Genomic DNA, 24,908 nt, shown 5'->3' on the forward strand with positions numbered 1-24,908 from the left:
GGCCCGGCCGCGGGCGTCCCGGCGGAAGCGGGCCGGCGGCCCGTGGGCCGGAGCGGCTCGCTCCCGGCGAGGACGTCATCAGCTCCGAGCGCCGCAGCGGCCGCGGCCGCTCCGCCGGTCCGGCCGCCCGGGCCGCCCGATCTGGGCACCTGGGCTCGGGGCGGCGCGAGGGGACGGGCGCGCGCCCGGTGGGTGCCGCGGAGCCCAGGCCGGGCGGCGCCCGCCGCGGCGGCGCGAGTCCGAGCCACAGTGGCCTNGGGCCGTCCCGCAACACCCCCCGGCCCGGCGCGGACCGCACGCCGAACCACCCGTCGGACGGCACCTCGGGCATCAGGGACTTCGCACCGGGCCTCACCGGCCCAGACCTGCCCGACCTGCCCGACCTGCCCGATCTGCCGGACCTGCCCGGCCTCGCGGAACTGGCGGAAGCCGCCTCGTCCGACCTGCCCCGCTCCTTCGTGACCTCGATCCGGCCGGACCTGCGCCGCTGGTACACGATCTGCGAGCCGGGCCACTACAGCGCCGGTGTCCGCCCGTCCGCGGTGCACGGCTCGACGGGGCAGAACGGAGTGGTGGTGCCGGCGACCCCGCCGCCCGGCCGGAGCCTGACCGGCCAGCACGGCACCCGGTACTCCACCCGCTGCCCGCGCGAGTACGAGACGGCGGCGGCGCGCGCCGACCTCGCCGAGCAGCACTCGGTGCGGGTGGCGACGACGGTCAGCATCGCCGTGATCATCATTGCCCTCGGCATGCTCGGCCTGATGGCCGTCGGAACGACGATGTAGCGGCGCGGCACCGATACCCCGCCGACGCCCCGCTGACAGGTGCCCCGCCGACAGATGCCCCGCTGTCAACAGGGCGGTGCGACCCGACTTCGATTTGCCCATGTTAACCGAACACATCAATCTAGTTACATTGGGTAATCGATCCGGGGAGTGGAGTAGTAATGATCGAAATGCTGCCGCCGATCCCGCTGGCGGACTGGGCCGGCACCAAGGAGACCCTGCACCGGTACCTCCAGGTGGTCGGGAAGATCCGACTGGCCGCCAGCCAGCGCCGCAACCACTGGTGGAACGTGCCGTTCCACCTCACCNGGCGGGGGCTGACCTCGCGGCCGATGGGGCAGGTCGACGGCAACCCGATCTTCACGATCGACTTCGACTTCGTCGCGCACGAGCTGGCCGTCCACAGCCTCGACGGGGAACGGATCACCCTCCCGCTCGCCGGCCGGACCGTCGGGTCGTTCTACACCGAGCTCACCGAGGCCCTGCGCGACATCGGTGTGACGACACGGATCGAGCACCCGCACCCCTTCGACCTGCCCGACTCCGGACGTCCCTTCGCCAGCGACACCCAGCACGCCGAGTACGACCCGGGGATGGCGCTGCGGTACTGGCAGACGCTGAGCCAGGTGGTCCTGCTGCTGGAGGAGTTCGCCGCCGGGTTCTCCGGCAAGGTCAGCCCGGTGCACCACTTCTGGCACACCTTCGACGTCGCGCACTCCCGCTTCCGCGACCGGGCCGTCGACCAGTCGGCCAGCACCGACCCGGTGACGAGGGAGGCGTACTCCCGCGAGGTCATCAGCTCCGGGTTCTGGTTCGGCGACGACTCGCTGCCCGAGCCCGCGTTCTACTCCTACACCAGCCCGGAGCCGCCGGGTCTCGCCGAGACGCGCCTGCACCCGGCGGGAGCACGGTGGGTCGAGCGCGGTGACAGCCACCTCGCCGTGCTCCCGCTGTCAGCTCTTCAGGACGGTTCGGCCGCCCAGCGGCGCGGCGCCGTCCTGGACTTCCTCGGCGACGCCTACCAGGCCGGCGCCGTGCTGGCCGGCTGGGACATCGACCGCTACGCCTCCCCCGGGGGGGTCACCGACCCGGTTCTGCTGCCCTCCCCGGACCAGCCGCACCGGGCCGCCACCGTCCGGTAGCCGGGCGCCGCGGCGGCTCAGGGCCCAGGCCCAGCGCGCTGCGCCGTCCCGTCCAGCCAGGCGAGGACGGCGAGCACCCGGCGGTTGTCGTCCGCCGCGGGCGGCAGATCCAGCTTGGCCAGGATGCTGTTGGTGTGCTTGGTGACGGCCTTCTCCGTGATCACGAGCCGATGCGCGATGGCCGCGTTCGACCGTCCTTCGGCCATCAGGGTGAGCACCTCGCGTTCGCGGGCGGTCAGTCTCGCCAGCGGCCGGGCGTGCCGGGAGACGAGCCGGGCGACCACCTCTGGGTCCAGCACCGTGCCACCGGCCGCCACCTGGCGCACCGCCGCGAGAAAGTCGTCGACCGCGGCGATCCTGTCCTTCAGCAGGTATCCGAGGGCCCCGGTCCCGGAGGAGAGCAGGTCCCGGGCGTAGAGCGGCTCCACCCACTGGCTCAGCACCAGAACCGGCAGCGGCCGGACCCGCCGGGCCTCGATCGCCGCCACCAGCCCTTCGGTGCGGTGCGTCGGCGGCAGCCGCACATCGACCACGGCGATGTCGACGTCGTCGCGGGCCAGTGCGGCGGTGAGCGCCGGCGCGTCCTCCACCGCCGCCACCACCGTGATGCCGCCGGCCTCCAGAATCCGGACGAGACCGACCCGCAGCAGCGCCTGGTCCTCCGCGACCACCGCCCGCAGCGGGCTCGGCGGCGGCGGGCTCAGCTCGGGCACGGGATCTCGATCGTGACCGTGGTCGGGCCGCCGGCCGGGCTGTCGAGGCGCAGCGTCCCGTCGAACGCGGCCAGCCGGCGGGCGATGCCGGTCAGGCCGGTACCGGTGGCGTCCGCCCCGCCGCGCCCGTCGTCCCGCACCACCAGCCGCAGTGTCGCACCGTCGTGGCTGCCCGCGATGTTCGCGAACGTCGCCTCGGCGTGCTTGATGGTGTTCGCGAGCACTTCGGCCACCGCGAAGTACGCGGCCGACTCGACCGGGTCCGGCAGCCGGCCGTCAAGCCGCAGCGCCACCGTCACCGGCAGCGGCAGCGTCATGGCCAGCGCCTCGACCGCTCCGGCGAGCCCCCGGTCGGCCAGCACCGGCGGGTGGATCCCGCGGACGACCGACCGCAGGTCCTCCAGTGCGGAGACGGTTGTCGCGCGGGCCTCCCGCAGCAGCTCGACGGCCGCCGCCGGATCGTCTTCGACCAGCTTCTCGGCGAGGCCGACGGTCATCCCGACCGCGGCGATCCGCGCCTGCGCGCCGTCGTGCAGGTCGCGTTCGATGCGCCGGATCTCGGCGGCCGAGTGGTCCAGCGCCTCGCTGCGCGACTCCGTCACCCGCTCGACCCGCCGCTCCAGCCGCGCCACCCGCGAACCACCGAGGATGCCCCGCTCCGCCCGAGCCCGGGCACGGACCAGCGCCGGGGTGATCAGCCACCAGACGTACAGCCCAGGCCCGGAGATACCGAGCAGCAGCAACCAGACCCAGCTCGGGTCGATCAGCAGGCCGACCAGATGGGTGATCGGCGCGGCCACGAGCGCCACCGGGATCGTCGACAGCACGAACCCGCCGGTGGCGGAGAACCACAGGAAGGCGAAGTCGCGCCAGCGGGCCGGGTCACGCAGCCAGTGCAGCGGCCGGGCGAGCGTGGTGACGCCGCTGGTATCGGTGTAGGTGGCGGTGAGCTGCTCGCCGAGCAGGGCGCCGCTGACCCGGCGGTGCGCGGCGGTGAGCGCGGCCGTCGCCGGCACCACCCCCAGCGCCAGCAGCAGGCCGGCGGTCAGCGGGCCGAGCCCGATCGACAGGACGGACAGGATGCCCAGCGCGAGCGCCGGCGCCATGGACAGGGCGCACCCGAGTGAGATCACGGTGAGCCGCAGCCGCTCACGTAGCGCCTCGCTGTCGGCCGGGCCGGGGCGCAGCGTCCCGACCGGCGCGAGGAGCCCCCCTCCGGCCACTTCCGGCGGCACCGTCACCTCGCCAGTATCGACGTGGACCGGGTGGCCCGACGGACCGTCGCCAGACCGGTCAGCACCGTCAGCGCGACGACGCCGCCGACGATCAACGGCGGCAGCCACAGCTGCCCGTCCGGGACGACACCCTCGCCTCGGGCCAGCCCGAACGGGATGACCGTGGCGAGCGAGCCGACCAGGCCCAGCACGACGCCGACCGCCGCCACCAGGCCCGCCTCGGCCACCACGGACCGCTCGATCTGCGCGCGGGTGCCGCCCACGAGCCACAGCCGCCGCAGCTCCGCCCGCCGGTGCGCGACCACCGCGGCGAACGAGTTGACCACCATGATCGCGGCAAACAGGCTGATCATGCCGGTGACGACGTTGTTGAGCAGGTTGATCGTCTCCGTTCCCGCCGGCGCCGGGCCGACGAGCGTGCGCCCGTCGGTGCCGACCAGCATCAGTGTGCCGACCGCCCCGGACGTCAGCACGATCACCGGCCCCAGCACGCCGCCGAGCAGGTGCGCCCGGCGCGAGGCGTTGTAGGTGGCGAGGTAGGCCGCGCCGCCACCGCCGCGCAGGAACAGGCGGGCGAGCGCCGCCCCGGCCGGCAGCAGCACTGGGCCCAGCAGGGCCAGGCCGACCCCGACCAGGAGCGAGTTCGAACCGGCGGTCGACATGGCGTCGTACGGGTCGTCCGAATGGCCGGTGACCGTCACGGTGACGACGCCCATCGCCGCCCCGTACCCGATGAGGACGACCGCGAGCGGCACCCGCCACCAGCGGACGGGCGGCCGGCCGACGAGATCCTCCCCGGCCGTGACCGACGCCGGCCCGCGGGTGGCCCGGCGCCCGGCGATCGCCGCCGCGGCGAGGCAGACGAGCAGCATCCCCACCCCGGTGGCCGCCAGCGCGGCGAACCCGCCGCCGTACTCCACGTCCCGCACCGCCTCGCTCACCACGCCGGTGGCCACCAGCGCCGCGAGCAGCGCCCGCCCGCCGCCGAAGGCGACAGCCGCCCCGGCCGACGACGCGACCAGGCACACCACGAGCGTCTCGGCGCGGACCAGCCGGCGGGCCTGGCGCGGCGTGGCGCCGACCACCCGCAGCAGGCCGATCTCGACGTCGCGCTGGCCGACGGTGACGCCGACCGTCGAGACGACGGAGAACAGCACGATCAGCGCGCCCCAGCCACCCACCACGGTGCCCATGACCCGCAGCGCCTCGGCGTCGTCGGCGGGCACCGGGCCGGCGGCCGCCTCGACGAGGATCGCGAACGACCCGACGAGCGCGGTGCCGAGCAGCACCGCGACGAACGTGGCGGCGAAGGCGGCCCGGCGGTGCCGCAGCGACCGCAGCGCCAGCCAGACCGTGCCGCCTCCGCCCTGCCTGCCGCCTCCGCCCTGCCCGCCGCCTCCGCCCTGCCCGCCGCCCCGGCCGCGCATCACGCCACCCACTCGTCGAGTCGGGCCAGCTGGCCGGCGACCGCCGCGGCGGTGGGGCGGCTCATGCTGCCGGCGACCCGTCCGTCGACCAGGAAGAGCACCCGGTCGGCGTAGGCCGCCGCGACCGGGTCGTGGGTGACCATGACAACCGTCTGCCCCAGCTCGTCGACGCACGCCCGGAGCAGATCGAGCACGGACGAGGCGGTCGTGGTGTCGAGCGCGCCGGTCGGCTCGTCGGCGAGGATCACCGCCGGGTCGGTCACCAGCGCCCGCGCGATCGCGACCCGCTGACGTTGCCCGCCGGACATCGCCGCCGGCAGGTGACCGGCCCGCTCGCCGAGGCCGACCCGTTCCAGCAGGCCGCGGACGCGGTCCGGCTTCGGCCGCCGGCCGGCGAGGCGCAGCGGCAGGCCGACGTTCTGCGCGGCGCTGAGGTATGGCATCAGGTGGAAGCTCTGGAAGACGAATCCGATCCGCTCGCGACGCAGCCGGGTGCGGCTGTCCTCGTCCCAGTCGGTGATGTCCGCGCCGTCGATCACCACCCGGCCCGACGTCGGCGGCTCAAGGCCCGCGGCGCAGGTCAGGAAGGTGGACTTACCCGAGCCGGACGGGCCCATGACGGCGGTGAAGGTACCGCGGTGGAACGCGGCGCACACCCCGGACAGCGCGGCGACGCCGCCGGCTCCCGCGCCGTAGGTGCGGGTGAGTTCCCGGACCTCGAGCACCGGGCCGTGGCCCGCCGGACGGCCCGGCCAAGCGCTGGTCGGATGGCTGGTCGGATGGCCGGCCGGGGGGCTGGCCGGGGTCGGGTGGCTGGTCATCGGACAGCTCCGCAGGGTGAGGAAACGCGACACCCACGACGCTAGGAAGAACGCACCCGCTGATCGATGGGCCCAGATGGCCTCTCCGCGGTGGGGTTCTCCCCACCACCCGTCCTCCGGTCGGTCACCCTCGAAGCTCCTCGGGCAGCTCACCGTCGTACACGACCGTCAGCGAGGTCACCGCGCGGGTGAGCGCGACGTAGAGCCGGCGCAGACCGTTCCTCCGGCGCGGTTCCCCGGCGACGATGGCCGCCGGGTCGACCAGCACGACCTGATCGAACTCCAGGCCCTTGGCCAGGGAGGCGGGCAGCAGGCAGGAACGGTCCACCGCGGCGTCGTCACCGAGCCTGACGAGACGCAGGCCGGCCCCGCTCAGCGCTGCCTCGACCGCCGCCGCCTGGCCGTCGGCGACCAGCACCGCCGTCGAGCCCTCGGCCGCCAGCGCCCGGCGGGCGTACCCGGCGACCTCCGCGGCGAGACGGCCCGGGCCGGCCCGCACCACCGTCAGAGCGCCGGGCAGGCCGCGCACCGAACTCGACGGCGGCACGTCCGCGGCGATGGCCGGCAGCAGACGGTTCGCGTACCCGAGGATCTCCGCGGGCACCCGATGGCTGCGGGCCAGCACCTCGACCTTGGCGGTCGGCCGGCCCAGCTGGCTCAGCGTGGACGACCAGGAGGTGGCAGCCCAGGCGGTGGTTCCCTGCGCCAGGTCGCCCAGGACGGTCAGCGAGCCGTCCGCGCACCGGCGGCCGATCGCCCGGCACTGCATGGCCGAGAGGTCCTGCGCCTCGTCGACGATCACGTGGCCGAAGCCGGGGATGCGCTCGATCAGGCTCCGGGCCTCGTCGATGCAGTAGGCGTCGGCGAGCGACCACCTGACACCCCTCACGGCCGCGGCGGACCCGAGCAGCAGCGCCTGCTCGTCCCGGGTCAGCACACCGTCGGCCGCGGCGGCGAGGAAGGGCCCGTCGGTGAGCAGCCGGCGGAACAGCTTCGCGCCGTCCGCCTTCGGCCAGACGGCCTCGACCGCCTCACGGACCGCCGGGGAGCGGGCCAGGGCCTCGATCCCGCCGTCGGTGAGATACCGCCCGCTCCGCTCCGCCTGGCGGCCGGCCGCGGCCGCGATCCGCCGCGCGAGCCGGGTCCGTCCCGCGCCGTAGTGCAACGCCGACGAGCGCACCGCGGCGAGCAGCTCCGTGACCTCCTCCGCGCTGACCGTCCAGCGGCCGTCCTTCGTCACGACTGCGACGGGACGCGTCGGCACACCGATCCCGCCGTCGAGCGCCCGCCGGATGACGGTCGCCATCCGCTCGTCACCCTTGAGGGTGGCGAGGTCGGTCGGATCGGTCCGCCGCACCACCGTCTCGTCCAGCAGGTCCAGGACGCTGCGGTGCAGGACGGTGAGTTCGCCGAGCGCCGGCAGCACCGCGGCAATGTAGCCCAGAAAGGCGCGGTTGGGGCCGACGACGAGTACCCCGTCGCGCGCCAGCCGCTCACGGTACGTGTACAGCAGATAGGCCGCCCTGTGCAGCCCCACCGCGGTCTTTNCCGTTCCCGGCGCGCCCTGGACACAGATACTCAGCTCCAGCCCGGCCCGGACGATCTCGTCCTGTTCCGGCTGGATGGTCGCCACGATGTCGCGCATCGGCCCGGATCGCGGCCGGGAGATCTCGCGTTCCAGCAACGTCGAGCCGCTTTCCGCCGCCCCAGCTCCGGTGGCGGCGGTGCGGCCGGTGGCGGACGGGCCGGTGGCGGACGGGCCGGTGGCGGACGGGCCGGTGGCGGACGGGCCGGTGGCGGCGAACGGCTCGTCCTCGTAGGCCGTCAGCTCACCGTCGGCGAACCCGAAGCGGCGCCGCAGGCGCAGGCCCATCGGGTCCCCCGGGTGCGCCCGGTAGAACGGGCGCGCTACGTCGGTCCGCCAGTCGACGACCAGGGGGTCGTCGCCCGCCTCCTCCCGCACGTGCCGGCGGCCCAGATAGACCCGCCGCCCCGGCGCGGCCGGCGCCTGCTCCGTGAAGTCGAGACGGCCGAAGAACAGCGGTGTCGAGTCGTCGTCGCGGTCGAAGGCGGCCAGCCGGCGAGCCCGGTCGGCCCGCAGATGCGCGATCGTCACCTTGTCTCCGACCGGGTCCCCACCGGCGATGTCGGTGTCGCGGGCCTGCGCGCGCATGTTCCCGAGCGCCCGCAGGGAGCGCTCCAGATGGCCGCGTTCCGCCCGCAGCTGCTCGTCGCCCGCCACCGCCGGGTCGCCCGCCGCCTTCACGTCGCCCGCCGCCTTCACGTCGCCCGCCATCTTCACGTCGCCCGCCGCCTTCACGAGGCCTCCTGCCTGTGGTTCCGATCCGCTGACACCCTCAGGGCACCCGCCACTCACGCGAAGTCGGGGTGTCCGGTGCGCAGCGCCTGGAAGGCCCGCCGAGCGGCGGTGACCGCCGCCGGCAGCACCTCCTGGGCCGGGCGGCCGGCGGCGAGCTGCCGCCAGTTCTCCCGCGCGAGGACCCTGCGCACGGCGCCGACCTGAGCCGCCACCAGCGCCGCGTCGAGCTGGCCCGCGCGGGGCACCGTCTCGGCGAGCGCGGCGGCGAGCTCCTCCTCGTCGCGGGCCGCGTACTGGGCCAGCCGGCCGGCCAGGCTCCGGGTGGCGAAGACCATCCCGTGGAAGGCGAGGACCTCGCGGTCGTCGTTCAGGCCGGTCACCGGGTCACGGCGCGCCAGCCCGGCGAGGAGGTGGTTCTCCAGCGCGACCAGGGCCGACTCGCCGCCGGGCCGTTCACGGACGACCCGGCCGGCCTCGCCCCGGTGGTCGGCGATGCGGTGGAGGACGAGGTCCTCCTTGCTGTCGAAGTAGGCGAAGAGGGTCGGCTTGGAGACCTCGGCCGCGGCCGCTATCTCCGCGACGGAGACGTTGTCGAACCCGCGCTCAAGGAACAGCTCGATGGCGGCCGCCGACAGCGCGTCGCGGGTGCGCCGCTTTTTGCGCTCACGCAGCCCCAGCGGCTCCGGACCCACCGACACCCCCAGGACACCTGCCGAGATCTTTACCAGGTAAATTTTCTTTCCCAGATAATACCCTGACTTGGTCAGGACCGCGCCGACACCCGGGGCCAGTCGGCGTCCCCGCGCGCTATCGGGAGGCAAGCTCGCGCATCGCGTCCAGGTACCGGTCGGTCAGGACGCGCTGGACCTGCCGCCCGACCGGCCCGCCGAGCGTCGGCAGGCCCCCGTTCGGCCGGCTGAAGGCGACGATGTCGAGCCAGACGCCGCCATCGGAGTCCCGCTCGACGACGAAGGACTCCTCGCCGCGCACGGGGTGGTCGGGAAGTGTCCCGTAGGCGAAACCGCGGCGGTCGGGCTCCTGGAGCGTCCAGACGACGCGGCACGGCGCCAGGACCCCGAACGGCCCCGGACCGGCACACATCACCACGGTCACCCCCGTGGACGCCTCGGGGGCGGTGGCGGCGAGGCGCAGCCCGGCGCCGCGCTGCGCCTGCCAGGTCAGCAGCGCGCCGGCAGCGCGCTCGAACGCGGCCCGCCCATGCCCCAGCCCGGCCCGACGGGCCACCCGGTGGTACCCGGCGGGGAGCGGCCCCGCCGTCGCGCCGCGCTCGGGGTAGGTCAGATCGAGGTCTCGATACCGGCTCAGCGCACGTTCCAGCGCCGCGGGGGAACTTCCGACCAGCCGCATGTGAAATCACCTCAGGGCACGGACGAGCTGGGCCGTCCGGGATTCGGGGGTACGTGCACAACCGGCTCACAGAACCGCGGCGCGATCTGGTGAGCNACCGGTCACATCACGCTTGACACAGACCGGAATCTGGACTCCACTTCTCCGTGGCCGCCGCACTGTCATCCGTGTCGGGCAGCGCCACCACCGATCGACGAACCCACGGCGCGGCACCGCCGAAGAACTCGTTAGGAGCACGGATGAAGTCGGGGACCTACCGGCTGACCTTCGGGGTCGTCATAGCCGGGACGGCGGCGTTCGCGCTGCTGCAGTCACTTGTCGGGCCGGTCCTGCCGACAATCCAGCGAGAGCTGCACACCGACCAGACCACGGTCACCTGGGTGATGACCGCCTACCTGCTCGCCGCCTCGGTCGCGACCCCGATTCTCGGCCGCGTCGGCGACATGGTCGGCAAGAAGAAGATCTTCGTCCTCGCGCTGCTGCTGCTCGGGCTGGGCGCGCTGGTGTCAGCCCTCGCCACCAACATCGGTGTCATGATCGTCGGGCGGGCGGTCCAGGGGTGCGGTGGTGCGATCCTGCCGCTGTCCTTCGGGATCCTGCGCGAGGAGCTGCCCCCCGAGAAGGTCGGCACCGCGGTCGGTGTCGTGGCGGCGCTCACCGCCGTCGGCGGCGGCATCGGCCTGGTGCTCGCCGGCCCGATCGAGGACGCCTTCGGCTACCACTGGCTGTTCTGGGCGCCGATGATCCTCGTCCTGATCGCGGCGGCCGCGGCGGCGAAGTTCGTCCCGGAGTCCCGGAACCGCAGGCCCGGCGGAGTCAGCTGGCTCGGCGGGTTCCTGCTGGCCGGCTGGCTCATCACACTCCTGCTCGGCGTCAGCCAGGGCAGAAACTGGGGCTGGACGTCCACCCGGGTCCTGGGGCTGTTCGGCGCGGCGGTCGTCCTGCTGGTGCTGTGGCTGGTGGCCGAGGACCGTGCCAGGGAACCNCTCATCGACCTGCAGATGATGCGCCGCCGCCCGGTGTGGACGACGAACCTCGTCGCGCTCCTGTTCGGGATGGGCCTCTACGGGACGATGACGTTCCTGCCCGCCTTCCTGCAGACGCCGAGCAGCGTGGGCTACGGCCTGGGCGCGAGCGTCACCGAATCGGGGCTGTACGCACTGCCCATGACCTTGTCGATGTTCTTCGTCAGCCTGGTCAGCGCACGAATCGCCGCGGCGATCGGCTCACGTGCCACGGTGGTCGGCGGGGCACTGGTCAGCGTCGCGCCACTGGTCATGTACGCCTACGCCAACGACCGCCCCTGGGAAATCCTGCTCGCCTCGACGGTCTTCGGGGCGGGAATGGGGCTCGTCTTCGCCGCGATGGCGAACATCATCGTCGAGTCGGTGCCGCCCACGCAGACCGGCGTGGCCAGCGGCATGAACGCCAACATCCGGACCATCGGCGGCTCCATCGGCTCCGCCGTGATGGCGGTCCTGGTGGCGGGTGGCGCGACCACCGGCCAGCTACCGAAGGCAAGCGGCTACACCCACGGATTCCTCTTCCTCACCGTGGCCACCGTCGCGGCGGCACTGGTCGCGTTGCTCATTCCACGTATCAGGAACGAGACTGTCGTCCTACAGCAGTCGGGTGCCCGCGAGCACCCGGAGACCGCGCTGGTCGCGGGAGCGGAGCTGGTCGACTGACCGCACCGGCGGCCGGCCCCGTGCGGGTGCGGCCGCCGGCCGGGAGAGGACGTCATGAGCAGGGTGAGTGCACCGGCGGCGACGCCACCGTCCCAGGCGGCCGAGAGCCCGCCACCGGCCGGAGCCACGCCACCCGCCGGGGGCGCGCCACCCGCCGAGGGCGCGCCCCGCCTGCGCCAGGACGCCGCCCGCAACCGGGACAGGATCATCACCGCCGCCTGCGAGATCTTCGCCGAGCGCGGGATCGAGGCCGGGGTCGAGGAGATCGCCCGGCGCGCCGGGGTCGGGGTCGGCACGCTGTACCGGCGGTTTCCCACCAAGGACCACCTGCTCCGCCAGATCGCCGAGGACCTGCTGCGTGACCTGCGGGACGGCGCCCGGGCGGAGCTGGGGGCCGGCGACGGCGGGGGCCTGGAGCGGACGCTCCGCCGGTGCGCGCTCCTGCAGATCCGCAAGCGCGGCTACATGATGCGGATCTACGACGCCGCCCAGTCGGACGAGTTGCGGCTGGCGTTCCGCGCCGCGCTGGCGGAGCTGCTCGCCGAGGGCCAGCAGGCGGGCACCATCCGCCCGGATGTCACCGTCATGGACGTCGTCCTGTTCCTGTGGTCCCTGCGCGGCGTGGTCGACATGTCCGCCATCGCCGGGGCCGACACGACCGCCGACACGGCGGCTGACACGGCGGCCGACACGGCCGCCGGGCCCACCGGCGACTCCGGGGCCGTCTCCGCCGCCGGAGCCGGAGCCGGAGCCTGGGCAGTCCCCGGGGCCACGGCCGGGGCCGTCGAACGTTACCTGGATCTCTTCATGGCCGCGCTACGCCCGGGAGCGGCCCCGCTCGCGCGTCCCCCCGTCCCGAACCTCTGACGGCGGACCATCCACAGGCGGAGCCGCTCCGCTCCCAGGAACCCGGCACCACCGGAATGGCCCCGGGCCCCGGGAGCCCCGGACACCCCGAACCCCCGATGGCGGGTGCCGGTTACACGGCGAAAGCCGGGGTGGCCTCGGACGGCCGTCCGCTCGCCCTGATCAGCGGGGCGGCCAGCGCGCCGAGCAGCGCGACGATGCCGCCCACCAGCAGCGCGACATGCAGACCGGACATGAACGCGGCGTGCGCCCCCGCGGTCACCGCGTCGGCGATCTGCGGGGAGGCCCCGGCCGGCACGGGCGCCAGGCCCTGCGTCACCGCCTCGGCGGCCTCACCGACTCCGGCCGCGACCTCGGGAGGGGCACCGGCGTTCACCGTCTTGTCGAAGAGGACTCCCTCGACGCGGGCGGCCAGGACGGAGCCGAGCACGGAGGTGCCGATGGCGCCGCCGAGCTGCATCGCCGTGCTCTGCAGTCCACCCGCCACACCGGAGAGCTCCAGCGGGGCGTTCCCGACGATCGCCTCGGCGGAGGCGACCGACACGAAGGCGATGCCGACACCGATGGCGAGCAGCGACGGCCACAGCCGCATGTAGGACGTGTCCGTGCCCAGGGTGGTCATCCAGAACAGGGCCAGCGACATCACGAACATCCCGACCCCGATCGGCACGCGCGGGCCGAAGCGGGTGGTCAGGCTGGCCGCGATCGGGCTGCCGAACATGAAGACGACGGTGAGCGGAAGCAGCCGCACCCCGGTCGCCACCGCCGAGTAGCCGTGGACGTTCTGCAGGTACAGCGTGAGGAAGAACAGCACGCCGAACATGGCGAAGAAGTTCACCAGCACCAGGGCGCTTCCCAGTGCCACCGACCGGTCGCGGAACAGCGACATCGGCAGCAGCGGCTGTGCCACCCGCAGCTCGGCCAGGACGAAGAGCACGAGCAGGACGACGGCCCCGCCGAGGAAGCCGATGGTGTTCATGCTGCCCCAGCCCCAGGACTGCGCTTTGACCACGCCGAAGACCAGCGCGAACAGTCCGCCGGAGAGCAGCACCAGGCCGGCCGGGTCGAACCGCTGACCGGGCTCTTCGTTCCGGCTTTCCCGCACCACCGCCATGCCGACGGCCAGCGCGATCACCCCGACCGGGATGTTCAGATAGAACACGGATTCCCACGAGACGTTCTCGACGAGAAGCCCGCCGATGATGGGACCGGCCGCGATGGAGATCGCGGAGCTCGCGCTCCAGATACCGATGGCGGAGTTCAGCTTCTCGGCCGGGAACACCGACCGCAGCAGGGCCAGGGTGTTGGGCATCAGCAGCGCGCCGAAAACACCCTGCATCGCCCGCCAGGCGATGACCTCACCGATGCTCCCGGACAGCCCGACCAGCAGCGATGTCAGCGCGAAACCGGCGACACCGACCAGGAAGATCTTCTTGCGACCGAACCGGTCACCGAGCTTGCCGCCGACGATCAGGAGCACCGCCAGCGCGAGCAGGTACGAGTTCGTGACCCATTGCAGGCTCTGCAGACCGGCGTCGAGATCCCGGGCGATGAACGGGTTGGCGATCGACACGACGGTGCCGTCGAGCCCGACCATGATCACACCCAGGGCGACGCTCACGAGGGTCAGCCACGGATTCCCCCGCAACCGGTCCAGGCGGCCCGGCGGCGCCACCGCGGCATGCTTCCTCGCCCTGCCGGGCTGATGCCGAGCGGTCGCGGAGGGTGGTGCGGTCATCGGATCTCCACTCCTTCGAAGGCGTTCGTCTCAGCCTCACATCCCGAAAGCAAAGTGGCAACCGTGTGCCATTTAACATTTACCTGCCAGATGATTGGTAGGATCGCGGCGAGGAGGCAGCCATGGGTCTTCGGGAGACGAAAAAGGAACGGACGCGTGAGGCGCTCGCGAGCGCCGCGATGCGCCTGTTCACCGAGCGCGGCTACGAGGCGACCACAATCGAGGACATCGCCGCCGCGGCCGATGTGTCTCCGCGTACGTTCTTCCGCTATTACCCGGCGAAGGAAGACGTCGTCGACGAGATCTTCCACTCCGCCGGGTTCGGCAGCATCGTGGCCGCCCGGCCCTCCGACGAGCCGGTCATCGCCGCGCTGCGGGCCGCGACCTTCACCGTGCTGCAGGAGTGCGCCGACAACCCGGCCCCCGCGCTCGCGGTCCTGCGCATGGCCACCACCCGGCCCGAGCTGGGCGCCCGCCTCGCCGAGGCGCAGCGGGAGCGGACCGCCGCGCTGACCACCTCGGTCACCACCCGCCTGGGCACGGCCCACGGTCCCCTCACCGCCCGGCTGCTCACCGCCTGGACGCTCGCCACCGTCGACTCCGTCCTCGTCCACTGGGAGGCGTGCGACGGCAAGCCCGACCTGCTGGAGCTCGGCCGGCACGCGTTCGACCAGCTCACCCCGTCGCTGCACGCCCTCCTGAAGGAGCCGGTCAGCCCGCCCGACGCCGCGCGCGGCCCAGAGCTGACGGCACCCCACGCGGCGGGACCCCACGCGACAGCACCCGACACAGCGGAACCCCACGCGGCGGGACCCGACATCCCCAGGTAACGATCCCGGAGGCCGCGGCGCTCCCAGGGGGATCAGCGCGGCGCTCCCAGGGGGGTCAGTCAGTCGTCGGCCTGGGGCGGATCATCTCGGGGATGTCCGGCTCGGCGTCCAGGATGCGCCGGAGCAGGTTCAGCAGCTGTTCCTGCTCGGCGGGCGAGAGCACGTCGAAGGAGGGCGGGGGAACCGCCATCCGTTCCCTGACCCGGGCCACCACCTCGCCCCCCTCGTCGGTCATGGCGACCGTCTTGGCGCGCCGGTCCGTCGGGTGGGGCTCGCGGCGGGCGAACCCCCGGCGCTCCAGCGCGTCCACCGTGCTGGTGATGTAGGAGGGATCCAGCCGGAAGGTGCTGACCAGCTCGCGCATCGGCCGCGCCCCGGCGGACAGCACGAGCAGCACCTTGAGGGCACCGGGCGGGAGGTCGACCTCCTGGCAGGCCTGGTGGAGCTGCCGGTACCCCTCGCCGCCCAGGAGGAGCGCCTGGAGGGCGAGCCATGCCTCCGCGGCGACCGGACGGATCATGTCCCGACGGTACCCCGTCCATGCGCCGTCCACGAAGACTTTTCGTTGTCAGCCGTAAATATTTGACGTTACTCAATGACCAGCGGATGCTGGGCCGCGACAGGGCTGTCGGCGGCGGGAGCCGCGCCGGGGGCCACACTGGACCGTCGCCGGGAGCTTTGCTGTGTCCGATCACCCTAATGAGACCGCCCACGCGGGTCGGTCCGGTGACTCCTCGACCGCCGCGCCACCCCCCGGCGACGACCGGATCGACCCGGCGCTGCGGCGCCTCGCGCTCACCGTCACGCTCGGCGCGATCATGTCGATCCTGGACACGACGATCGTGGCCGTCGCCATCGAGACACTCAGCCGGGACTTCGACACCTCACTGTCGACGATCTCCTGGGTCACGACCGGCTACCTGCTGGCGCTCGCCGTCGTCATCCCGCTGACCGGCTGGTCGGTGGAGCGCTTCGGCGCGACCCGGATGTGGAACATCTCGCTCACGCTGTTCCTGATCGGCAGCGCTCTGTGCGGTGTCGCCTGGTCGGCGAACAGCCTCATCGTCTTCCGCGTGCTCCAGGGCATCGGCGGCGGCATGATCATGCCCATCTGCATGACCCTGCTGGCACGCGCGGCCGGGCCACAGCGGATCAACCGCGTCATGAACGTCGTCGGCGTGCCCGCGCTGATCGCCCCGGTCCTCGGCCCCGTCATCGGCGGCCTGATCGTCGATCACCTCGACTGGCGCTGGATCTTCTTCGTGAACCTGCCGGTCGGCGCGGTGGCCCTGGTCGCCTCGTGGCGGGTGCTGCCGCGCGACGACCGCGGGCAGGCGAACCACCGGCTCGACGTTCCGGGCCTGCTGCTCATCTCCCCCGGGCTCGCGGCCCTCGTCTACGGCCTTTCCCAGGCCGGCTCCGACGGCGGGTTCGGCTCCGCGCGGGTCCAGATCAGCAGCGCGATCGGCGTGGCGGCGCTGCTCGCCTTCGTCGTGCACGCCCTGCGCCGCCGGGACGCCCTCCTCGACCTGCAGCTGTTCGGCAACCGCACGTTCACCCTCGCCAGCATCACCACCTTCGTCGTCGGCGCGGCGCTGTTCGGCGGGATGTTCCTGCTCCCGCTCTACTACCAGATCGGCCGCGGCCAGAGCGCGCTCGCGGCCGGGCTGTCGCTGGTGCCCCAGGGCCTCGGCGCGATGATCGCCATGCCGCTGGCGGGGCGGCTGGCCGACCGCCGGGGCGCTGGCTGGGTCATCCCGATCGGCATGGCGGTCTGCGGCCTCGGCACGCTCGCGTTCACCCAGGTGGACGCACACACCAACGAGGCGCTGCTGGCCGGGTTCCTGTTCGTGCGCGGGCTGGGCTTCGGCGCCTCGATGATGACGGCGATGAGCGCGGCCTACCAGACGCTCACGCCGGCGGCGGTGCCCCGGGCCACCACAGCCCTCAACATCCTCCAGCGGGTGGGCGGATCACTCGCGACGGCACTGGTCGCGGTGCAACTGCAGCACGCCATCGCCAGCCGCATCCCGGGCGCGGGCAGCGGGATGCTGGAAAGCGCCCAGCAGGTCAGCCTGCCCCCGGAGGTCGCAGACAAGATCGGCGCCGCCTTCGGTGAGACGTTCTGGTGGATCGTCGGCCTCACCGTGGTCGGTGTCATCTCAGGGCTCTTCCTGCCCCGCCATGCCGCGCCCCGCAGCACCGCGGGCGCCCCGACACCGCCCTCCACTCCAGAACCGATCTCGGACGTCGCTGCCAGCGCGGACGCCCCAGTTACCGGGGACGCCCCAGCCAGCGCGGACCCCGCGGTCACCACAGACGCCCCAGCCAGCGTTGACCCCGCGGTCACGACGGACGCCCCTACCAGCGCAAAGCCGGTCGCCACTGAGCCGGTCACCGCGGTTTCGGGCTCCGCGGAGCCGGTCACCGCGGATTCGGCCACCGCAGAGCCGGCCACCGCGGAGCCGGCCACCGCAGAGCCGGCCACCGCGGAGCCGGCCACCGCGGAGCCGGCCACCGCGGAGCCCGAATCCGTGCCTGTACCGGAGCTCGCGGTCGCGCCCCAGCGGAAGCCGGTTCCCGGCGGCGACCCGGCCGCCCCGGATCCCGCCCCGGCTGGTGCCCCGACCCCCGGGGTGACCTCCTAGCGGTCGATCCCGTGGATCTCGACCCGTGCGGGTGCTGATTCGGGCGCGGGCGCGCGGGCGAGTGCTCGGCGGAGCCGCAGGCGAGTGCTCGCCGGGCTGGTTCGCGACGGACGGCGCGTGCGGAGGCGCGGGCGGGCACGGAGCGGACGGCGCGTGCGGAGGCGCGGGCTGATTCTCGACGGACGGCGCGCATGGAGGCCCGGCGGGAGCGCGGGCGGAGGTGCGGCGGGCGCGCTCGGTGATCTGACGACGATGGTCAGCATTTCGAGCGCGGGCGCGGCAGTGCCGATCCCGCGACTGAAGGGCTGTTCGTGTCTCCTGCCGAGACGTCTTGACAACCACGGTGACGCTGGGGCCGCAACCCCTGCGAGTGAAGGACACAAGGAGCCCTTCAGTCGCTGTCGGCGAATCCTCCCGGACCCACGCCCCACGGGTGGGTGACGGCTGCCGCGGCGCCTGCCGGCGCGCTGAAAGCCCAGGCAGCCCCATTACCGCGGGGTCCCGCCGAGCGCCCGCAGCCCCGTGGCCCCACCACGACGCGATCTTCACCACCCCAGACGTCCACCGACGGGATCGTGGACATCGAACAGCCGGCACAGTGCGCCCCCCACACCAGCCCGCAGCCGCCACCCACCGCACCCCGCCGCCGGCCCAACAGCCGCGATATCCCGCCGATCAGACAGCCACGTCACCCGAAGCGCTCGACGCGGCCCCCGCAGCCCGGCCAGGCCCGGCCCCCGTAGCCCGGCCTGGCCCGGCCCCCGCAGCCCGGCCAGGCCCGGCCCCCCGCACCGACCTGGCACCCGAAGCCCGGCCAGGCACCCGCACCGGCCGGCACCGCGCCGGCGCGGCACCGCGCCGCGCCGACCCGGCCCCGCGCCGACCCGGCCCCGCGCGCTGGCACGACGGTCCAGACCGAGGCGCCTGATTTCGTACCGGTGCACTAAGGACAAATCGGTCTCAAGTGACCAGGATTGGCTCCTGCTCAGGGCCCTCCGAACTCCCGCCTGGCTGGAAAATTCCGGGCCCGTTTTCCACACCCCACACCCCACATCCCACCCCGCGGGCCTGGAACCGGTCGGCGGTTTCATCAATGAGGGAGAGCGCTGTGCGCGGGAGATTGAGAAAAGGTTTATGCGCGGTCGCGATGACCACGACCATGGCCGCCGGCCTGGTCGTTCTGGACACCGCGACCGCAAGCGCGGCCGTCACGCCGTTCGGGCACGACTGCACCGACCAGAACGGCGTGCGCTTCTGCCCGACCGCGACGCTCGACCAGCGCGTCCCGTCCTGGGACGGCACGCCGCTCGACGTCGACGTGACCCTGCCGGCGACCGGCTCGGGGCCGTTCCCGACCGTCGTCATCCTGCACGGGCTCGGTGAGGACAAGACCGCCTTCGAGGACACCTCCCCCGAGGGGTCCCAGGCACTGACCTACCACTACAACACCAACTACTATGCCAAGCGCGGCTACGCGGTCGTGACCCCGACCGTTCGCGGCTTCGGCGGCTCCTGCGGTGCGGCGAGCAGGTCCAGCGCCGGCTGCGAAAAGGGCTGGGTCCGCCTCGACGACTACCGGTACGAGGCACGGGACGTCCAGCACCTGCTCGGGCAGCTCGTCGACCAGGGGGTGGCCGACCCGGCGGCGCTCGGCGTCACCGGCATCTCCTACGGCGGAGGTACCTCGGCGCAGCTCGCGTTCCTGAAGGACCGCGTCGGACTGCCCGACGGCTCCTTCACCCCGTGGACCAGCCCGGCGGGTACGTCGCTGCGCATAGCGGCCGCCTACCCCCGCTGGGGCTGGGCCGACCTGGTGACCGCGCTGGTACCCAACGGCCGCCTCACCGACACGGCACCGGCGGACTACGCGGCCGACATCTCCCCGTTCGGCGTTCCGAAACTGTCGTACACGACGTTTCTCTACCTGATATCCCAGCTGTTCGGAACCGTCGCCCCGGAGGGCGCCGACCCGCACTCCGACCTGACCGCCTGGTACAAGGCCATTCTGAAGGGCGAGCCGTACACCGGGACCGCGATTCAGGGCCTCCTGCAGTCCATGAAGTACAAGGGCACCACGGCGATTCCGGGGGTACCGGCCCCGATGCTCGTGGAGAACGGCTGGACGGACGACCTGTTCACCGCACAGCAGGCCCTCGCGCTCTACAACCAGGCCCTCGCGGCGAGCCCCGGCGCGGATGTCTCGCTGCAACTGGGCGACACCGGCCACCCGGGCGCCAGCAACCGCAACGACGTCGTCGCCCGGCTGGTCGACGCCGGTTCGGCGTTCTTCGACGCGAAGCTGCGCGGCCTCGGCACGGCCCCGGCGGCCCAGTCGGTATCCCTGTCGCCGATGAGCTGCCCCGCCGGCGCGCCGACCCCGGCAGCCGTCAGGGCGGCAAGCTGGGCCGCGGCGCATCCGGGCACGCTGAGCTACACCTGGTCGGGCCTGCAGTCCTCGACGTCGACCGGGCTGAACTTCCTCGGCGCGGTCGACCGTGACCCGGTGCTGGGCATCCTGCCCGGAACCCTCGGCGACATCGTCACCGGACTCATCACCGGGACGGTCACGGTCGACAGCCTCGGCGCCATGCTGGGCGGTGACTCGACGAAGTTCGGCCCGCTGTTCTCGCAGGCCCTGCAGAAATCCGACCCGTGCAAGACGTCGATCGCGCTCCCCCCGGCGAACGGCATCATCGCGACCGGCCCGGTGCGCACGAAGGCCTACACGCTGGCCGGGATGCCGCAGGTGACGGCGACCATCCGGAACATCGGCGCCGACAGCCAGCTCAACGCGCAGCTCTGGGACGTCGCCCCGAACGGGACCGAGATCCTGGTCAGCCGGGGTGTCGTCCGGGTGAAGGCGAACCAGTCCGGCCCGGTGACGTTCCAGCTCAACGGCAACGCCTACACCTTCGCCGCCGGTCACCGCCCGCGGCTCGACCTGCTGACGTCGTACAGCCCCTACTCACGCCCCGGCAACGGCCTCAGCACGATCTACGCCACCAGCGTCCGCGTGCAGCTGCCGACCGTGCAGGTCTCGCCCTGAGCTGACCGCATCCACGGAAGGCGCCGCCCGCACCGGAGGCGGTCCGTCACCGGAGGCGGCCCGTCACCGGAGGCGGCCCGTCATCCGGCGGGGGCGCCGACCAGCTCGAAGGCGCGCCACATCGAGGCGTAGCGGCCATCGGCGCTGATCAGCTCCTCGTGGGAGCCGACCTCGGCGATCCCGCCGCGGTCGAGCACGACGATGCGGTCGGCGGTGCGGGCCGTCTGCAGGCGGTGCGCGATGACGACGGTGGTCCGGGCCCGCGCCAGCCGTTGCATGGCCGCGGAGACCCGGTGCTCGGTGGCCAGGTCCAGGTTCGAGGTGGCCTCGTCCAGCAGGAGCAGGACCGGGTCGACCAGCTCGGCGCGGGCCAGCGCGATCAGCTGGCGCTGCCCGGCCGACAGCGAACGGCCCCGTTCGGCGACCTCGTGGTGGTAGCCACCGGGCAGCGTGCTGATGAACTCGTGCGCGCCGACGGCCCGCGCCGCCGCCGCCACCTCGTCGTCGCTCGCCGCCGGGCGACCGTAGGCGATGTTGTCCCGGATGGAGCCGCTGAACAGGAAGGCTTCCTGGGGCACATAGCCCAGCCAGCCGCGGAACGTGCCGAGGTCGAGGGTCCGCAGGTCGAGGCCGTCGATGCTGACGGTGCCGGCGTCCGGGTCGTAGAAGCGGGCGATCAGTTTCATCACCGTCGACTTGCCGGCCCCGGTCTCACCGACCAGCGCCACCGTCTCCCCGGCGGCGATGCGCAGGTCAACGCCGCGCAGTGCCTCGGGCGGCCGGCGGGGTACGGCGTCTTCGAGCCGGGCGAACCGCGGGTCGGCGGGGCCGATCGCCGAACGGGTTCGCGCCGGGCCGGAGCCCGGCAGCGGCGCGGGCGGCGGCGGGTAGGCGAAGCGCACCCCGGCCAGCACCAGCTCGCCGCGCGGCCGCGGTGGCGGGTCGACCGGGTGCTCCGGCGCCGGGGTGAGGGTCTCCAGCCGCATGAGCTCGGCGATGCGGGCTACCGAGACCCTGGTCTGCTGCCAGGCGTCGAACACCTGGGACAGCTGCTGGATGGGCGAGAAGAACATGCTGATGTAGAGGATGAAGGCGATCAGCACCCCGACGCTGAGCTGCCCGTGGACGATCAGCGCCGAGCCGACTCCGAGCACGATCGCGTCCGCCACCGCCGACAGGAACTGGACGAACGGGAAGTAGATCGCGACCAGCCGCTGGGCGGCCAGCCGCGACCGCAGGTAGTCCTGACCCAGCCGGTGGAACCGCTCGACCGTCGCCGTCTCGTGGACGAACGCCTGCGCCTCGCGGATCCCCGCGATGCTCTCCTGGAAGTCCGCGTTGACGATCGCGATGCGCTCCCGGGAGAGGTCGTAGAGCGCGCCCGCGCGGCGGCGGAAGAAGACCGTCGCCACCGCCAGCGGCAGCACGACGAGCAGGGTCAGCCCGCCGAGCTCCAGATCGAGGCTCAGCAGTGCCACCCCGACACCGGCGAAGGTCACGAACGAGACCAGCGCGGCGAGCAGCCCGTTCTCGATCAGTGACTGGAACTGGTCGACGTCCGTGGTCATCCTGGTCATGATCCGGCCGGACATCTCGCGCTCGTAGTAGTCGAGGGAGAGCCGCTGGAGCTGGGCGAAGATCCGGATCCGCAGCGAGAGCATGATCTTCTCGGCGGCCCGGCCGGTCACGAACGTCTCGCCGATCTGGTCGAGCAGGTCGGCCAGGGTGATCACGAGGAAGAGAGCTGAGGCCAACCACAGCACCCGGTAGGAGCCCTCGGCGACCCCGCTGTCGACACCGGTGCGCACCAGCACCGGCCCGGCCAGGCCGGCGGCCGCGTCCCCGATCACCAGCAGCAGCCCGACCAGCAGCGGCCGGCGGAACCGGCGCAGCAGCCTGGGCAGGCTGAAACGGGGGTCCGGGCGGCTCTCCGCCGCCGCGTCGAGGTCGGCGACGTCGCGGATCGGCGGCAGCGCCGCGACCCGGTCCAGCAGTTCCGGGGTGGGCGCCAGGTTCATCCGCCAGCTGCCGCCCCGGCCACCGCCGCCCAGGCCCGCGCCGATGCTCACAGCTGCCCCGGCGACACCGGCAGACCCGGCGACACCGGCGGCCGCGTCCAGCAGATCGCGGCGCGCGGCCGCCGGAGTCGTACCCGCCGGGGAGATACCCGCCGAGGACGTGCCCTCGCCCTCGGCCGCCGGCTGGCCCTCGGTGCTCGCACCGTCGCGCTGCCCGGTGTCAGGTTGCTCGGCGTCGACGAGGGCGGCGAATGCCTCGACGCGGTCGCCTAGCTCGTCCGCCAGCTCCGCGTCCAGCCCGGCCAGGAGGGCTCGGTAGGCGGCGCTGCGTTCGACCAGCTCCTCGTGGGTGCCCGACTCGATCACCCGGCCACCGTCCAGGACGACGATCCGGTCGGCCAGGTGCAGCGTGGAGACGCGGTGGGCGATCAGGATCGTGGTGCGGCCGGGCAGCAGTTCGCGCAGCGCCCCGTGGACGCGCTCCTCGGTGTGCGCGTCCACGGCGCTCGTCGCGTCGTCGAGAACCAGCACCCGCGGGTCCGTGAGCAGGGCGCGGGCCAGCGCGATCCGCTGGCGCTGGCCACCGGACAGCGACAGGCCGCGCTCCCCGACGACCGTGTCGTACCCGCGGGGCAGTCCGGTGATGAACTCGTGCGCCGCCGCCGCGCGGGCCGCGGCCTCCACCTCGGCGTCGCCGGCGTCGGGACGTCCGTAGGCGATGTTCTCCCGCACCGAGGCGGAGAACAGGAAGCTCTCCTCGAACGCGACGCCGACCTGGGAACGCAGCGACCGCAGCCGGACCGACCGCAGGTCGTGGCCGTCCACTGTCACCCGGCCGGCGTCCGGGTCGTNGAACCGGCTCAGCAGCGTCGCCAGGGTCGATTTCCCGCTGCCGCTGCGCCCGATGACAGCGACCCGCTCCCCCGCGGCGACCCGCAGGTCGAGGCCGCGCAGGACGGGCGGGCCGTCCGGGTAGGCGAACTCGACCCCCTCGAAGACGATCTCGCCGCGCAGCGGGCCGAGCTCGACGGCGTCCGGGGCGTCCGCGATCGCCGGGCGTAGGCGCAGCAGCTGAAAGATCCGCTCGACGCCGGCCCGGGCCTGCTGCCCGACGGTGAGCACCCCGGCGAGCTGGCGGGCCGGGGCGGCGAACTGGCCGACGTAGGTGGAGAAGGCCAGGAACGTGCCGATGGTCAGGTCGCCGCGCAGTGCCATCCAGCCGCCCACGGCGAGGATCGCGACCTGGGCCAGCGTCGGCACGGCCTCCAGCAGCGGCTGGTAGCGGGCCCGCAGCCGTACCGCGCGCATCCGCGATCCGTAGAGATCGCCGGCCGCCTCGACGACCCGGTCCAGCTCCCGCCGCTCCTGGCCGAACGCCTTGACCACCCGCACGCCGTTGACGTCCTCGTCCACGATCTGGGCGACCGCGCCCTCGCGCTGCTGGGCGTCCCAGGTGGCGGGGAAGACGCGGGACCGCAGGCGGTAGGACAGCACGAACAGGGTCGGGACCACGGCCAGGCTGATGAGCGCGAGCGGCGGGGAGAGCACGATCATGACGATCAGCGTCGCGATCAGCATGAGGACGTTGCCCATCATGATCGGCAACAGGCTCAGCAGGCCCTGCACCAGCGCCGAGTCCGAGTTCGCGCGGGCCACGAGCTGCCCGGTCGGCAGCCGGGAGAGATTGTCGGCGTCCATGGTCTGCAGGTGGTCGTGCATGGCGTTGCGCAGGTCGAACTGCACGCCGAGGGCGACCCGCCCGCCCCGGTACCGGCGGACGTAGGCGCAGCCGAACGTGCCGGCCGCGGCCGCGAACAGCACGATCAGCCACGGCCACAGCGGCGACGTCCGCCGCACGATCACGTCGTCGACGATGTGCCGGGCGATCAGCGGGACGACGGCCTGGCAGGCGCTGCCGAGCACGGCCGCGGTGAGCGCCAGCGCGAGGTCGCGGCGGTGGAGCATGAGGAAGCCCCACAGGCCGCGCAGCCAGCCGGGAGGGGCCGCCGGCTGGCCGGCGGAACTCACCGGCCTCTCCGCGCGGCGCGTTCACTGAGATCCGCGTCCACCGTGTCGTCGAGTGCCAGCGGCACCTCGACGACCTCGGCTGGCACGCTCACCTCGGGGATGCGTGACCGCCGGGCCACGGCCCGAACCGTGCCGACGGGGATGTCAGATACCACCCCAGGACCGTAACAACTGGTTCGTGTTTCGAACTGGCGCCGGCAGGGGCTCCGGACTGGTCAGGCGGCGGGCAGGAGC

General features: G+C 73.3%; 16 protein-coding genes and 3 pseudogenes. 8 read left to right on the top strand and 11 right to left on the bottom strand.

Features of this window, described 5'->3' with window-relative positions; translation table 11 throughout:
* Positions 1-946: 946 nt before the first annotated feature.
* Together UG55_RS33340 and UG55_RS33345 are read left to right on the top strand one after the other, a co-directional pair.
* Positions 947-1,093 (top strand): DUF5996 family protein (locus tag UG55_RS33340; protein WP_396230834.1); only part of this gene is annotated, 147 nt, incomplete at its 3' end.
* 1 nt (position 1,094) lies between these two features.
* Positions 1,095-1,927, top strand: a pseudogene (locus tag UG55_RS33345) (DUF5996 family protein); the annotation flags it as partial.
* 17 nt (positions 1,928-1,944) lie between these two features.
* On the opposite strand, the gene UG55_RS07630 reads toward UG55_RS33345, so the two are convergent.
* The 6 genes from UG55_RS07630 to UG55_RS07660 all read right to left on the bottom strand — a co-directional run bounded on the left by UG55_RS07630 (position 1,945) and on the right by UG55_RS07660 (position 9,811).
* Entirely contained in the window at positions 1,945-2,607 is a 663-nt protein-coding gene (locus UG55_RS07630; protein WP_128422894.1) for a response regulator transcription factor, read from the bottom strand.
* Positions 2,608-2,627: 20 nt separating this feature from the next.
* Positions 2,628-3,881 carry a sensor histidine kinase gene (locus UG55_RS07635; RefSeq protein WP_242423884.1) on the bottom strand — a complete coding sequence of 418 codons (1,254 nt, stop codon included), beginning with the start codon at positions 3,879-3,881 and terminating at the stop codon, positions 2,628-2,630.
* On the bottom strand, positions 3,878-5,302 hold the full coding sequence (locus UG55_RS07640) for an FtsX-like permease family protein (RefSeq protein ID WP_083986560.1): 1,425 nt from the start codon (positions 5,300-5,302) through the stop codon (positions 3,878-3,880). Before UG55_RS07640 ends, UG55_RS07635 begins: the two co-directional genes overlap by 4 nt.
* Positions 5,302-6,123 (bottom strand): ABC transporter ATP-binding protein, encoded by an 822-nt coding sequence (locus tag UG55_RS07645; RefSeq protein WP_083986544.1) that lies wholly within the window; start codon positions 6,121-6,123, stop codon positions 5,302-5,304. Before UG55_RS07645 ends, UG55_RS07640 begins: the two co-directional genes overlap by 1 nt.
* 2,373 nt (positions 6,124-8,496) lie before the next feature.
* Entirely contained in the window at positions 8,497-9,135 is a 639-nt protein-coding gene (locus tag UG55_RS07655) for a TetR/AcrR family transcriptional regulator (RefSeq protein WP_128422895.1), read from the bottom strand.
* 115 nt (positions 9,136-9,250) lie between these two features.
* Positions 9,251-9,811: a DUF1990 family protein gene (locus UG55_RS07660; protein WP_083986546.1), complete on the bottom strand. Its 561-nt coding sequence runs from the start codon at positions 9,809-9,811 to the stop codon at positions 9,251-9,253.
* A gap of 239 nt (positions 9,812-10,050) precedes the next feature.
* Between UG55_RS07660 and UG55_RS33350 the strand changes: the two genes are divergently transcribed.
* The 3 genes and pseudogenes from UG55_RS33350 to UG55_RS07670 all read left to right on the top strand — a co-directional run.
* Positions 10,051-10,796, top strand: a 746-nt coding sequence (locus UG55_RS33350) for an MFS transporter (protein ID WP_242423886.1), incomplete at its 3' end; no start/stop codon positions are given.
* Between the two features lies 1 nt (position 10,797).
* Positions 10,798-11,499: pseudogene (locus UG55_RS33355) on the top strand (MFS transporter); the annotation flags it as partial.
* A gap of 54 nt (positions 11,500-11,553) precedes the next feature.
* Positions 11,554-12,366 carry a TetR/AcrR family transcriptional regulator gene (locus tag UG55_RS07670; protein WP_242423888.1) on the top strand — a complete coding sequence of 271 codons (813 nt, stop codon included), beginning with the start codon at positions 11,554-11,556 and terminating at the stop codon, positions 12,364-12,366.
* 112 nt (positions 12,367-12,478) lie between these two features.
* Here UG55_RS07670 and UG55_RS07675 read toward each other — a convergent pair whose 3' ends face one another.
* Positions 12,479-14,104 carry an MFS transporter gene (locus UG55_RS07675; protein WP_083986547.1) on the bottom strand — a complete coding sequence of 542 codons (1,626 nt, stop codon included), beginning with the start codon at positions 14,102-14,104 and terminating at the stop codon, positions 12,479-12,481.
* Positions 14,105-14,226: 122 nt separating this feature from the next.
* Between UG55_RS07675 and UG55_RS07680 the strand changes: the two genes are divergently transcribed.
* On the top strand, positions 14,227-14,934 hold the full coding sequence (locus UG55_RS07680) for a TetR family transcriptional regulator (protein ID WP_083986548.1): 708 nt from the start codon (positions 14,227-14,229) through the stop codon (positions 14,932-14,934).
* Positions 14,935-14,989: 55 nt separating this feature from the next.
* On the opposite strand, the gene UG55_RS07685 is transcribed toward UG55_RS07680, so the two are convergent.
* Positions 14,990-15,454 carry a MarR family winged helix-turn-helix transcriptional regulator gene (locus UG55_RS07685; protein ID WP_066064884.1) on the bottom strand — a complete coding sequence of 155 codons (465 nt, stop codon included), beginning with the start codon at positions 15,452-15,454 and terminating at the stop codon, positions 14,990-14,992.
* 163 nt (positions 15,455-15,617) lie between these two features.
* Here UG55_RS07685 and UG55_RS07690 point away from each other — a divergent pair, with 163 nt between their 5' ends.
* A complete protein-coding gene (locus UG55_RS07690) occupies positions 15,618-17,582 on the top strand; it encodes a DHA2 family efflux MFS transporter permease subunit (protein ID WP_083986549.1) in 1,965 nt (654 codons plus the stop codon).
* Between the two features lie 1,147 nt (positions 17,583-18,729).
* Positions 18,730-20,628, top strand: coding sequence for a CocE/NonD family hydrolase (locus UG55_RS07695; RefSeq protein WP_066064887.1), 1,899 nt, complete (start codon positions 18,730-18,732; stop codon positions 20,626-20,628).
* Positions 20,629-20,708: 80 nt separating this feature from the next.
* Here the strand turns inward: UG55_RS07695 and UG55_RS07700 are convergent.
* The 3 genes and pseudogenes from UG55_RS07700 to UG55_RS29080 form a co-directional block, all read right to left on the bottom strand.
* A partial coding sequence (locus UG55_RS07700) for an ATP-binding cassette domain-containing protein (RefSeq protein ID WP_242423894.1) occupies positions 20,709-23,497 on the bottom strand: 2,789 nt, incomplete at its 5' end.
* Between the two features lies 1 nt (position 23,498).
* Positions 23,499-24,611, bottom strand: a pseudogene (locus tag UG55_RS33360) (ABC transporter ATP-binding protein); the annotation flags it as partial.
* 59 nt (positions 24,612-24,670) lie between these two features.
* Positions 24,671-24,829: a hypothetical protein gene (locus tag UG55_RS29080; protein ID WP_157901501.1), complete on the bottom strand. Its 159-nt coding sequence runs from the start codon at positions 24,827-24,829 to the stop codon at positions 24,671-24,673.
* Positions 24,830-24,908: the final 79 nt, after the last annotated feature.

The sequence above is a fragment of the Frankia sp. EI5c genome (assembly GCF_001636565.1).
GTDB lineage: Bacteria > Actinomycetota > Actinomycetes > Frankiales > Frankiaceae > Parafrankia.

What these genes read in the sequence shown, in the direction of transcription:
- UG55_RS07640 (WP_083986560.1), bottom strand. Translation starts at nt 5,302, where the DNA reads ATGCGCGGCCGGGGCGGCGGGCAGGGCGGAGGCGGCGGGCAGGGCGGA.
- UG55_RS07645 (WP_083986544.1), bottom strand. Translation starts at nt 6,123, where the DNA reads ATGACCAGCCACCCGACCCCGGCCAGCCCCCCGGCCGGCCATCCGACC.
- UG55_RS07660 (WP_083986546.1), bottom strand. Translation starts at nt 9,811, where the DNA reads ATGCGGCTGGTCGGAAGTTCCCCCGCGGCGCTGGAACGTGCGCTGAGC.
- UG55_RS07670 (WP_242423888.1), top strand. Translation starts at nt 11,554, where the DNA reads ATGAGCAGGGTGAGTGCACCGGCGGCGACGCCACCGTCCCAGGCGGCC.
- UG55_RS07675 (WP_083986547.1), bottom strand. Translation starts at nt 14,104, where the DNA reads ATGACCGCACCACCCTCCGCGACCGCTCGGCATCAGCCCGGCAGGGCG.
- UG55_RS07680 (WP_083986548.1), top strand. Translation starts at nt 14,227, where the DNA reads ATGGGTCTTCGGGAGACGAAAAAGGAACGGACGCGTGAGGCGCTCGCG.
- UG55_RS07685 (WP_066064884.1), bottom strand. Translation starts at nt 15,454, where the DNA reads ATGATCCGTCCGGTCGCCGCGGAGGCATGGCTCGCCCTCCAGGCGCTC.
- UG55_RS07695 (WP_066064887.1), top strand. Translation starts at nt 18,730, where the DNA reads ATGACCACGACCATGGCCGCCGGCCTGGTCGTTCTGGACACCGCGACC.